Origin of the sequence: Streptomyces dryopteridis, assembly GCF_049606955.1 — a bacterium.
Taxonomy (GTDB): domain Bacteria; phylum Actinomycetota; class Actinomycetes; order Streptomycetales; family Streptomycetaceae; genus Streptomyces.
On record NZ_CP187113.1, the window covers coordinates 3,576,304 to 3,588,022 of the forward strand.

An 11,719-nucleotide genomic window follows, 5' to 3' on the forward strand; every position below is an offset into this window, starting at 1 on the left:
GCGTGAACGCGTGATCAACCCCTGATCCGCCGATCTGCCCATCCGCCGATCGGGTGACCAGGGAACGGGAACGGGCCGGGTTCGGACGCACCTCGCGGTGTGTCCGGGCCCGGCCCGTTTCGGCGTGCGCCCGCTCAGTCGGCCCGGTCGGCCCGGGGGGCGGGGCCCGCGTCGCCGTCGTGGGCGTGCGCGTGCGTGCGCGTGTCGGCGTCGTGGGCGTCGTGGGGCTCGGGTTCGGCGGTGCGGCGCAGGAAGCGGCGGAGCGGGGAGCTGTCGAACTGCACCACGGCCACGCCCTCGGGCGCGTGGAACTCCATGACCACCTGCACCCGGCCACAGGGCCACACGTGCACCCCGCCCCGGTGCGCGGGGGTGTGCAGGCCGGTCTCCAGCAGGCCGCGCGGCAGCACCCACTCGTTCTCGGTGCGCTCGGGCGAGACCTCGGCGGGGAAGACGAGGCGCACGGAATGCGGTTCGCCGGCCAGTCGGCGCAGGGTCACGGGGATGGTCCGCTGGAGGGGGTCGTCGCTGATGACGCGGGCGCGGACGAGCACCTCGGCGGTGACGGAGGGGGCGGTGGTGTTGGCGGCGGGGGTGGACACGGGGGTGGTGGCAGGCAACCCAGACATCGACCGGCTCCTCGAAATCGGAACAATTGCGTCCGTTTGTCCCCCCAGACTCGCACATTCCCACGAAATCGGGCTTGCCCTTTTGTGATGCGGACGCTCTTGCCAAGGGTTTGCAAGTGGGCACTAATCTTGAACAGTTAAGGATTTTGTAGGACCGCAGGAAGCGGAGTCTCCCCATGCATGTGCCCGACGGATTCATCGACACGCCCGTCTCCATCGCCTCCGGCGTGGTCGCGGCCGGCGCCGTCGCGGTCGCGCTGCGGGGCGCCCGCCGCGAGCTCGACAGCCGCACCGCCCCCCTCGCCGGCCTGGTCGCCGCCTTCGTGTTCGCCGTCCAGATGCTCAACTTCCCCGTCGCCGCCGGCACCAGCGGACACCTCCTCGGAGGCGCCCTGGCCGCGATACTCGTCGGCCCCTACACGGGCATCCTGTGCGTGTCCGTGGTCCTGCTCATGCAGGCCGTGCTCTTCGCCGACGGCGGCCTGACCGCCCTCGGCGTCAACATCACCGACATGGCGCTGGTCACCGTGGTCGTCGCGTACGCGATCTTCAAGGGCCTGCTGAAGCTGCTGCCCAACACCCGCCGCTCGGTCACCCTCGCCTCCTTCGCCGCCGCCCTCGTCTCCGTGCCGGCCGCCGCGATCGCCTTCACCGGCCTGTACGCCCTCGGCGGCACCACCGAGGTGCCGCTCGGGCAGGTCTTCGGCGCGATGGTCGGCGTGCACGTCCTGATCGGCATCGGCGAGGCCGCCATCACGGCCGCCACCGTCGGCGCCGTCCTCGCCGTCCGCCCCGACCTCGTGCACGGCGCCGCCCACACCCTGGCCGCCGCCCCGCTCAAGCTCCGGATCGACGGCGAACTCGTCGACGCGCCCGCCGCGAGCCCCGCGAGCCCGGCCGCGCCGGCCGCCGCGCCCGTCGCCGCCCGCTCCGTCGGCAAGCTGTGGGCCGTCGGCCTCGTCATCGCCCTCGTCCTCGCCGGCTTCGTCTCCGCCTTCGCCTCCTCCAGCCCCGACGGCCTGGAGAAGGTCGCCGCCGACCACGGCATCGACGAGCGGGCCCGCGACTCCGCCACCGCCGGCTCCCCGCTCGCCGACTACGGCTTCTCCGGCATCACCGACGCGGCCGTCGGCGGCGGCCTCGCCGGCGTGATCGGCGTCGGCGCCACCATCGTCGTCGGCTCCGGGGTCTTCTGGGCCGTCCGCCGCCGCCGGGACGGCGCCGCCGACGAGACCGCCCGCACCGACACCTCCGCGCCGGTGGCCTGACATGGGCGCGGGCCACGCCCACCGGCTCCACCGGCCCGGCACCTCGCCGGTCCACCTGCTGCCCCCGCACTGCAAGATCGCGGCGACCTTCCTGTTCGTGCTCGTCGTGGTCTCCACCCCGCGCGAGTCGATCTGGGCCTTCGGGGCGTACGCCGCGCTGCTCGCGGGGGTGGCGGGCGCGGCCCGGATCCCGCCCGGGTTCGTGCTGCGGCGGATGCTGGTCGAGGTCCCGTTCGTGCTGTTCGCCGTGCTCATGCCGTTCGTCGCGACCGGCGAACGGGTCTCCGTCCTCGGCGTGTCCCTCTCCGTGCCCGGCCTGTGGGGCGCGTGGAACGTGCTCGCCAAGGGCACCCTCGGTGTCTGCGCCTCCGTGCTGCTGGCCGCCACCACCGACCTGCGGGCCCTGCTGCTGGGCCTGGAACGGCTGCGGATGCCGCCGCTGCTCGTGCAGATCGCGTCCTTCATGCTGCGCTACGGCGACGTCATCGCCGACGAACTGCGCCGCATGTCCGTGGCCCGCCGCTCGCGAGGCTTCGAGGCACGCGGGGTCCGGCACTGGGGGGTGCTCGCGAAGACCGCGGGCGCCCTGTTCATCCGCTCCTACGAACGCGGCGAACGGGTCCACCTGGCCATGGTCAGCCGCGGCTACACCGGCACCATGCCGGTCATCGACGACGTGAGCGCCGCCCCCGCCCAATGGGCCCGCGCCGCCCTGCTCCCGACGGCGGCCCTGGCCGTCTGTCTGACCGGATGGATCCTGCGATGACCACACCCACGAGCACCCCCGCCGCCGCTCCCGCCGCCGAGACCGCGCCCGAGACCGCCGCCGCGCCCGCGCCCGTCGGGCCGCCGTCGCTGGAGGTGCGCGGGCTGGCCTTCGCCTACCCCGACGGGCACCAGGCCCTGTTCGGCGTGGACCTCACCGTCGGACGCGGCGAACGCGTCGCCCTCCTCGGCCCCAACGGCGCCGGCAAGACCACCCTCGTGCTGCACCTCAACGGCATCCTCGACGGCGGCGTCGGCACCGTCACCGTCGCCGGGCTGCCCGTGGTCAAGCGCAACCTCGCCGAGATCCGCCGGCGCGTCGGCATCGTCTTCCAGGACCCCGACGACCAGCTGTTCATGCCCACCGTCCGCGAGGACGTGGCCTTCGGCCCCGCCACCGCCGGACTGCGCGGCGCGGCCCTCGACGCCCGGGTCCGGGGCGCCCTCGAACGCGTCGGCATGGCCGACTACGCCGACCGCCCCCCGCACCACCTCTCCTTCGGCCAGCGCCGCCGCGTCGCCGTCGCCACCGTGCTCGCCATGGAACCGGAGATCCTCGTCCTCGACGAACCCTCCTCCAACCTCGACCCGGCCTCCCGCCGCGAACTCGCCGACATCCTGCGCTCCCTCGACGTGACCGTCCTGATGGTCACCCACGACCTGCCCTACGCCGCCGAACTCTGCCCCCGCTCGGTGATCCTCAGCGAAGGCGTCATCGCCGCCGACGGCCCCACCCGCGACCTCCTGTGCGACACCCCCACCATGACCGCCCACCGCCTGGAACTCCCCTACGGCTTCGACCCCCGCAACCTCCCCGCGTGAGACGGCCGGGATGAAGCCGGGGGCCGTGTGCGTTGCACAGGCCGTGGACATTCAGGGAGAGGTAGCCGACGGGTTCGAGCCGTTGCGCGAGACGTTCGAACGCAATTTCGCCGAGCGCGGGGACCGGGGCGCGGCCGTGGCCGTGCACCTCGACGGGCGCAAGGTCGTGGACCTGTGGGGCGGGGTGCGGGACGCCGACGCCTGGGACAGCGACGCCGGGGCCGCCGAGGGTGGGGCCGCCGACGCCGGGGCCGCCGGGGGCGGCGCTTCGTGGGCGCGGGACACCGCCGTGCTCGTGCGTTCCGCCACCAAGGGCGTCGCCGCCGCCGTCCCGCTCCTCCTGCACGAACGCGGACTCCTCGACCTCGACGCGCCCGTCGGCTCCTACTGGCCCGAGTTCAAGGCCGCCGGCAAGGAGCACGTCACCGTCTCCGAGCTGCTCGCCCACAGGGCCGGCCTGGCCGCCCTCGACGCCCCGCTGACCCCCGCCCGCGCCGCCGACGGCGAGAGCGCCGCCCGCGCGCTCGCCGAGCAGGCCCCGTTCTGGGAGCCCGGCACCGCCCACGGCTACCACGCGCAGACCTACGGCTGGCTGCTGTCCGAACTCGTGCTCCGCGTCACCGGCCACACCCTCGGCCGGTTCCTCGCCGAGGAGGTCACCGGCCCGCGCGGCCTCGACTTCCGGGTCGGCGTGCCCGACGCCGCCGCCGACCACGCGGCCGGCCGGCTCGCCCGCGTCGCCGCCGTCGAACCCCCGGCCCGCACCGGCACCCTCAAGGTCCGCGCCCGCCGCGACATAGCCGAGGCGTGGGCCGACCCCGAGTCCCTGACCCGCCGCGCCTTCGCCGCCGTCACCCCGCTGCCCGACGAGAACGACCCCGCCTGGCTCGCCGCCGACCTGCCCGGCTCCGCCGGCGTCGGCACCGCCCGCGCCCTGTCCGGGTTCTACGCCGCCACCTTCGGCGCCACCGAGGACGGCCCGCGCCTGCTCACCCCGGCCTCCACCGCCCTCGCCGGCCGCGAACTGTCCGCCGGCCCCGACCGGGTCCTCATCGCCCGCACCCGCTTCGGCCCCGGCTGGATGCTGCACGGGCCCGCCGCCCCCATGCTCTCCCCGGCCTCCTACGGCCACCCCGGACGCGGCGGCTCCCTCGGCTTCGCCGACCCCGACGCCGGCATCGGCTTCGGCTACGTCACCAACGGCCTGGCCCCCTCCGTCACCGCCGACCCCCGCGCCCAGGCCCTGGTCCGCACCCTCCGCACGATCCTCGCCGACCGGGCCTGACGCGCGCCCGACCGGGTGTCAGGCCAGGGGGTGGGCTCAGCGGGAGTTGAGGATCTTCGCGACGATGGGGCCGGCCGCGTCGCCGCCGTGGCCGCCGTTCTCGACCATCGCGGCCACGGCCATGCCGCCCGCGAAGCCGGTGAACCAGCTGTCCGGGGTGCTCTCCGGGCCGCCGACCTCGGCCGAGCCGGTCTTCGCGCCCTTGTCGCCGCTCACCGAGGCCATCGCGGCGCGGCCGGTGCCCGATTCGGCGGTCTGCCGCATCATCGCGACGAGCTGCTGTCGGACCTCCGGCTTCATGGTCCGCGCGGCCTGGGCGCGGTCGCCTTCGAGGAGGTCGGCCGAGACCAGCAGCGGCTGGTTGAAGACCCCGGAGCGGGCGGTGGCCGTGATGGAGGCGACGTTCAGCGGGTTCATCTGGACCTTGCCCTGGCCGATGTAGGCCGCGGCCGTGCCCGAGCCGGACTCGTCGGGGACGGTGCCGTCCTTGGTGTCCACGCCGACCTTCCAGTCCAGCCCGATCCCGAACACCTCGCGGGCCTCCTTGCCGAGGGCGCCCGGGTCGGCCACCGGCTTGATGCCCTTGATGAAGGCGGTGTTGCAGGAGCGGGCGAAGCTGGTGGAGAAGGGGGTGCCCTCGGGGAGGGAGAAGCGGTTCAGGTTGTGGAAGGTGGTGCCCTCCCACGAGACCTCCTGCGGGCAGGGCGCGGGCTTGTCGGCGGCCACGACGCCCCGGTCCATCAGCATGGCGGCCGTCACGATCTTCATCGTGGAGCCGGGGGCCCGGCCGCCCTGCATGGCGGCGTTGAAGCCGTCCTTGCGGTTGTTGGCCACGGCGAGCACGTCGCCGGTGTTGACGTCCAGGGCCACCACGGAGGACTCGGGGAACTGGGCCACGGCCTTCTCGGCCGCCGACTGCACCTCCGCGTCCAGGCGGGTCTTGAGCCGGCCCGGGGTGCCCTCCTCCAGGGTGAGCAGGGTGCGGCGGGGGCCCTCGGGGGTCGCGGGCTCGATCCACAGCTCGACCCCGGACTCGCCGCCGGCCTTCGCCCCGTACCGGCCGCGGAGCACGTCCACGACGCCCTTGAGGCCGGGGTGTTTCTCGGTGTCGAGTTCGACGCCGGAGCGGTCCACGGCGACGACGGGGGGCACGGTGGGCGCGCCCGTCTTGAGGGTCTCGCCGACGGCGAGCTGCGGGTGCACCACGCTGGGGGCCCAGCTGACCACGGCCCGGCCGGTGGTCTGCCCGCGGACCACGGTCAGCTTGGACTCGTAGGAGAGCTTCTTGGTCGCGCCCGCCTCCCCGACCTCGGCGGAGACGGTGAAGGCGACGGTGGAGCCGACGGCGGGCCTGGGGGTGATGGTGGCCTTGGGGATCTTCGCGCCCTCGACGAAGGAGAGCAGGACGGGGCTCGCGGCGGCCTGGTCGGTGGTGAGGGCGGCGGCGGTCTCCGATTCGCCCGAGGCCCATGCCTCCAGGAAGCGCTTGGAGGTGTCCGCGACCTCGTCGGCGGTGACGGGCCCGGTCCGGCGGCCCGAGGAGCTCGACCCGCTCCCGCCGTCGTCCCCGACCAGTGTCCACACCCCGTAGCCCGCGCCGCCGACCATCGCGAGGAACACCCCGCCGACGATCACACCCTTGGCCGCCCCGTTCATCGATCCTCCCCGTGGGGCGACCCCCGCCCAGATTCCTGAACGCGTTCAAAGGTCGGTCCCGGTACGGACCTTACGCCCCGCGAACGACAGAGTCCCCTTCCGTTACCGGACCGGAACGGGAAGGGGAATCCGCCCGACCGGTCCCTTTCGGTCGATATCGACAGTTCTCGGGGCGGGTGATGGCATGGTTTGCCCGGAACGGTCCGTTCGTCCCGGCGGGTTCGGTCAAACGGGCGGAGTGTCAGGTTTCCCGGCCCGCGTCGACCCGTGCCGACCGGTGGAACACCCGCCCCGGGGCCCGGGGCTCAGATCCAGGTGTCCAGCCACATGCGGCCGCGCCACGAGTCCATGGGGAGGGTCTGGCCCGTGTAGATGGGCCAGAAGTAGATGAAGTTCCACACGATCAGCAGCACCAGCACGCCCGCCCCGATCGCGCCCACCGCCCGCCGGCGTTCCGAGGACCCGGCCGGGCCCAGCAGCGCGCCGATCATCATCGCCACCGCCAGGCACAGGTACGGCACGAAGACCACGGCGTAGAAGTAGAAGATGGTCCGCTCCTGGTAGTTGAACCAGGGCAGCAGGCCCGCCGCCACGCCGCACGCGATGGCCCCGGCCCGCCAGTCGCGCCGGAACGCCCAGCGCCACAGCACGTACAGCAGGGCCGCGCACGCCGCCCACCACAGCAGCGGGGTGCCCAGGGCCAGCACCTCGCGGGCGCAGTTCTGGGTCTCCGTGGCCGGGCAGCCGTCCTTGCCGGGGGCCGGGGACTCGTAGAAGTAGGAGACCGGCCGGCCCAGCACCAGCCAGGACCACGGGTTGGACTCGTAGGTGTGGCCCGAGGTCAGGCCCACGTGGAACTTGTACACCTCGGTCTCGTAGTGCCACAGGCTGCGCAGCCACTCGGGCAGGAAGGACAGGGAGCTGCCCCGGTCCTCGGTGGCCGCCCAGTTGCGGAAGTAGCCGCCCTTGCCGTCGGTGGAGGAGAGGATCCAGCCCGACCAGGACAGCACGTAGACGACGATCGCGGTGGGCACCGTCGAGAGGAACGCGGGCAGCGCGTCCCGGCGCAGCATCGCCGCGTACGGGGCGCCGGCGCCCGCGACCCGGCGCGCGGAGGCGTCCCACAGCACGGTCAGGATGCCGAAGAAGGCCAGCACCACCAGCCCGTTCCACTTCGTGCCGAAGGCCAGGCCCAGGCTGATGCCGGCCACCCACCGCCACGGCCGCCGGCCCAGGCGCAGGGTCTCGGCGATCACCGCGTCCGGCCGGGTGCGGCCCTCGGCGTCCACGGGGAGGGCGTCGGCGAGCCGGGCCCGGGCCTGGTCCCGGTCGACGAGCAGCGCGCCGAACGCGGCCAGCACGAAGAACATCAGGACCAGGTCGAGGAGGGCGGTGCGGCTCATCACCAGGTGCAGGCCGTCCACGGCCAGCAGCAGGCCGGCCAGGCAGCCCAGGAAGGTGGAGCGCAGCAGGCGGCGGCCGATCCGGCACAGCATGAACACCGACAGGGTGCCGAGCACCGCCGTCATGAACCGCCAGCCGAAGGGATCGAAGCCGAACATCCACTCGCCGAGCCCGATCACCCACTTGCCCACCGGCGGGTGCACCACGTACCCCGGGTCCAGGGGCAGCGCCACCCCGTCCGGGTTGGCGAGGATGGCCTTGTCCACGTCCTTGGGCCAGTTGGCCTCGAAGCCCTGCCGGATCGTGGCCCACGCGTCCTTGGCGTAGTACGTCTCGTCGAATATCACCGCCTTCGGGCTGCCCAGGTGCACGAACCGCAGCACGCCGGCGAGCACGGCCACGACCAGCGGCCCCAGCCACGCCATGACCCGCAGCGCGAGGTCCTGCCGGCCGGGCCGGATCCCGAGGGCGGCCCAGGTCTGCGCCGAGGGGCGCGCGTACCCGGGCACGAGCCGGTCGCGCACGTCCGCGTGCGGACGGTCGCCGGGGGGCACGTAGCCGAACCGGCGCAGTCCGCGCACCCACGCGGCGGGCTCGGCGGCACGTTCGCCCCGCCGGGCGCCCCCGGCCGGGTCGGGGGGCCCGTCGGCGTCGGCGGACGGGCTGCCCGCGGGGCTGGGTTGCGGCGTCGCGGTACTGGTCACCGGGTCATCGTAGGGAACCGGCCCCCGGGAAACACAGGCACGACGACGGCGCGCTCCGCCCGGGACGTGCTCCGGCGGCGGGCTGAGAGGATGGGACGGTGACCACGAAGCCCCCCGCCACCGCCCCCGACGACGCCGCGTTCGCCCCGGACCCCGACCTCGCGGACGACACCGCGTTCGACGCCGCCGGCGCCCCGGAGGAGGACGAGCCCGGCGACCCCGACCTCGACGCCGACCCCGACCCCGAAGCCGAAGCCGACGCCGACGCCGACGCCGACGCCGACGAGAACGACGCGCACGACGCCCGTGGCGTGTCCGCCGGGCGGTCCCGGCGCGGCGCCGACCTGCCCGGCGGGGTGCTCGTGCTGGCCGGCACCCCGATCGGGGACCTCGCCGACGCCCCGCCCAGGCTCGCGACCGAGCTGGAGCGCGCCGACGTGATCGCCGCCGAGGACACCCGGCGGCTGCGCCGGCTGACCCAGGGCCTGGGCGTGTACACCACCGGCCGGGTCGTCTCCTACTTCGAGGGCAACGAGACCGCGCGCACCCCCGAGCTGGTCGAGGCGCTGCTGGCCGGCTCGCGGGTGCTGCTGGTGACGGACGCCGGGATGCCCTCCGTGTCCGACCCCGGCTACCGGCTGGTGGCGGCGGCCGTCGAGAAGGGCGTCCGCGTCACGGCCGTGCCCGGCCCGTCCGCCGTGCTGACCGCGCTCGCGATGTCGGGCCTGCCGGTGGACCGCTTCTGCTTCGAGGGCTTCCCGCCCCGCAAGAACGGCGAGCGGATCTCGCGGCTGAAGGAGGTCGCGGACGAGCGCCGCACCCTCGTGTGGTTCGAGGCCCCGCACCGGCTGGACGCGACCCTGGCCGCGATGGCCGAGGTCTTCGGCCCGGACCGGCGGGCCGCCGTCTGCCGCGAGCTGACCAAGACCTACGAGGAGGTCAAGCGCGGCGGTCTCGGCGAGCTCGCCGCGTGGGCCGCCGAGGGGGTGCGCGGCGAGATCACGATCGTGGTCGAGGGCGCGCCGGCCGCGAGCCCCGGCGACGTGGACGACGCCGAGCTGGTGCGCAGGGTGCGGGTGCGCGAGGAGGCGGGGGAGCGGCGCAAGGAGGCGATCGCGGCGGTCGCGGCCGAGGTGGGGCTGCCCAAGCGGCAGGTCTTCGACGCGGTGGTGGCGGCAAAGAACGCGGCACAAAAGATGCCGTGAAATGGTAAAGGGATAATCTGAAAGGCAAAGGTCGGGCCGGGCGACGGCCGGTTCGGGAATGAACCCGCCAAAGATCGCCCATTCTTCGACAGCGGCCGATGCGCTCCCGCCCGGCGAGGAGTCCACTGGAAAGTGACTCCAGCGGACCGAAGGAGCTGGCATGAGTGACAGCGCAGACATCCCGCAGGACGCCCGACCGGCGTCCCCGGCGACCGTGACCGCCCCCGCCCCGATCCCGCCCGCCGCCACCGCGACCCGCCCGGTCGCCACCGCGACCCCCGCGCCCGCCGCCGCCCCCACCGTGCACGAGGCGTACGCCTTCGCCTGCATGAAGTGCGGGCACGGCTGGGAGCAGGACTACGAGATAGAGCACCACCGGGACGGGCGCGGGCAGCCCTTCATCGTCTACACGGTCCGGGGCGAACGGGTGCCCTCGCCGCTGTCCAGCCCCACCTGCCTCAACTGCGGGGGCCACGTCGTGCGCATCATGCGCTCCGGCCAGGTCTCCTCGGTGCTCGGCATGATGGACCAGCTGCACCACCGGCGGCGGATCGCGCGCCGCATCGCCGAGACCGCGCCCGGCACGGCCCCGGCGGCCGGCCCGGTCGGCGGACAGGCCCCGGCCGGGGCCGCGATGGACCCGGCGGAGGCCGCCGGACCCTCCGCCGGCGAACCGGCGACGGTCCGACGCGGCCTCTGGGCCCGGCTGATGGCCGCGCTGGGCCGCCGCGAGGGCTGAGACGCGCGACGGAAGCGGGGTCGGGACGTGCCGCACGCGCCCCGACCCCGTTCCCGCCCCCGCGCCGCCCGTCCGCCCGCGGCCGGTCCGGCTCCCCGTCCCCGTCTCCGGACAGGGGTCCGGACCCTCCCGATCAGGGCACGCCCGGGTCGCCCGCCCCCTCCCGACCCGGGTGGCGCCCACGCCCCCGCCGCCACGCCCCCGCCCCGGCCCTGCACACGCCCACGCCCACGCCCGGGCCTCGCCCCGACCGCGTCCGGCCTAGGATCGGGGGCATGGCCAAGTCCTCTTCCGCCGCCTCCTCCGGCGCCTCCGACAAGAACGTCCCGCCGCCGCTCCCCGCCCCGCTGCGGGTGCCGGTGGCCGACTCGCACACCCACCTGGACATGCAGGCGGGCACCGTCGAGGAGGGCCTGGCCAAGGCCGCGTCGGTCGGCGTGACCACCGTCGTGCAGGTCGGCTGCGACATCCGGGGCTCGCGCTGGGCCGCCGAGACCGCCGCCGCGCACGCCAACGTGCACGCGGCCGTGGCCCTGCACCCCAACGAGGCCCCCCGCATCGTGCACGGCGACCCTGCGGGAGGGTGGTCGCGGCAGGGGCATCGGCCGGCCGGTGGGGACGCGGCGTTGGACGAGGCGCTCGTGGAGATCGAGAAGCTGGCCGGGCTCGCCCAGGTCAAGGCGGTCGGCGAGACCGGCCTCGACTACTTCCGCACCGGCGAGGAGGGCAAGGCCGCCCAGGAACGGTCCTTCCGCGCTCACATCGAGATCGCGAAGCGACAGAACAAGGCGCTCGTGATCCACGACCGCGACGCCCACGCCGACGTGCTGCGGGTGCTCCGCGAGGAGGGCGCACCCGAGCGGACCGTCTTCCACTGCTACTCCGGCGACGCCGACATGGCCCGCGAGTGCGCCCGGGCCGGCTACTACCTCTCCTTCGCCGGCACCGTCACCTTCAAGAACGCCGGCGCCCTGCGCGAGGCCCTCGCCGTCTCCCCCCTCGACCGCGTCCTCGTCGAGACCGACGCCCCCTACCTCACCCCCGCGCCCTACCGGGGCCGCCCCAACGCCCCGTACCTGATCCCGCTGACCGTCCGCGCGATGGCCGCCGTCCGGGGGATCGACGAGGACGCCATGGCGACCGCGCTCGCCGCCAACACGGCCGTCGCGTTCGACTACTGATCGGCTCATTTCGACACGCTGGGTGACGCTCCGGGTTGGGAGAGTGACGGTCGCTCCGCTA

10 protein-coding genes are annotated in these 11,719 nt (G+C 74.6%); 7 read left to right on the forward strand and 3 right to left on the reverse strand.

Translation table 11 applies throughout. The features are described 5' to 3' along the window. Nucleotides 1-134: 134 nt before the first annotated feature. The gene (locus tag ACN20G_RS15330) at nucleotides 135-629 is read right to left on the reverse strand and encodes an SsgA family sporulation/cell division regulator (protein ID WP_424213337.1); all 495 of its coding nucleotides are present in this window, start codon (nucleotides 627-629) and stop codon (nucleotides 135-137) included. A 176-nt stretch (nucleotides 630-805) separates the two neighbouring features. Between ACN20G_RS15330 and ACN20G_RS15335 the strand changes: the two genes are divergently transcribed. The 4 genes from ACN20G_RS15335 to ACN20G_RS15350 are packed head-to-tail and all read left to right on the forward strand — an operon-like array spanning nucleotide 806 to nucleotide 4,769. After that, the gene (locus ACN20G_RS15335) at nucleotides 806-1,897 is read left to right on the forward strand and encodes an energy-coupling factor ABC transporter permease (RefSeq protein WP_424213338.1); all 1,092 of its coding nucleotides are present in this window, start codon (nucleotides 806-808) and stop codon (nucleotides 1,895-1,897) included. 1 nt (nucleotide 1,898) lies between these two features. Then, a complete protein-coding gene (gene cbiQ, locus ACN20G_RS15340; RefSeq protein WP_424213339.1) occupies nucleotides 1,899-2,663 on the forward strand; it encodes a cobalt ECF transporter T component CbiQ in 765 nt (254 codons plus the stop codon). Continuing rightward, the gene (locus tag ACN20G_RS15345) at nucleotides 2,660-3,484 is read left to right on the forward strand and encodes an energy-coupling factor ABC transporter ATP-binding protein (protein WP_424213340.1); all 825 of its coding nucleotides are present in this window, start codon (nucleotides 2,660-2,662) and stop codon (nucleotides 3,482-3,484) included. Before cbiQ ends, ACN20G_RS15345 begins: the two co-directional genes overlap by 4 nt. A 10-nt stretch (nucleotides 3,485-3,494) precedes the next feature. Further along, a complete protein-coding gene (locus tag ACN20G_RS15350) occupies nucleotides 3,495-4,769 on the forward strand; it encodes a serine hydrolase domain-containing protein (RefSeq protein WP_424213341.1) in 1,275 nt (424 codons plus the stop codon). Nucleotides 4,770-4,805: 36 nt separating this feature from the next. On the opposite strand, the gene ACN20G_RS15355 is transcribed toward ACN20G_RS15350, so the two are convergent. Further along, nucleotides 4,806-6,425 carry a penicillin-binding transpeptidase domain-containing protein gene (locus tag ACN20G_RS15355; protein WP_424213342.1) on the reverse strand — a complete coding sequence of 540 codons (1,620 nt, stop codon included), beginning with the start codon at nucleotides 6,423-6,425 and terminating at the stop codon, nucleotides 4,806-4,808. Nucleotides 6,426-6,730: 305 nt separating this feature from the next. Next, on the reverse strand, nucleotides 6,731-8,533 hold the full coding sequence (locus ACN20G_RS15360) for a dolichyl-phosphate-mannose--protein mannosyltransferase (protein WP_424213343.1): 1,803 nt from the start codon (nucleotides 8,531-8,533) through the stop codon (nucleotides 6,731-6,733). A gap of 344 nt (nucleotides 8,534-8,877) precedes the next feature. Between ACN20G_RS15360 and rsmI the strand changes: the two genes are divergently transcribed. From rsmI to ACN20G_RS15375, 3 genes are all read left to right on the forward strand, one after another. Then, a complete protein-coding gene (gene rsmI, locus ACN20G_RS15365) occupies nucleotides 8,878-9,738 on the forward strand; it encodes a 16S rRNA (cytidine(1402)-2'-O)-methyltransferase (protein WP_424215520.1) in 861 nt (286 codons plus the stop codon). A gap of 160 nt (nucleotides 9,739-9,898) precedes the next feature. After that, nucleotides 9,899-10,477 (forward strand): hypothetical protein, encoded by a 579-nt coding sequence (locus ACN20G_RS15370; RefSeq protein WP_424213344.1) that lies wholly within the window; start codon nucleotides 9,899-9,901, stop codon nucleotides 10,475-10,477. Between the two features lie 275 nt (nucleotides 10,478-10,752). Further along, nucleotides 10,753-11,658, forward strand: a complete 906-nt coding sequence (locus tag ACN20G_RS15375) for a TatD family hydrolase (RefSeq protein WP_424213345.1) — start codon at nucleotides 10,753-10,755, stop codon at nucleotides 11,656-11,658. Nucleotides 11,659-11,719 lie beyond the last annotated feature (61 nt).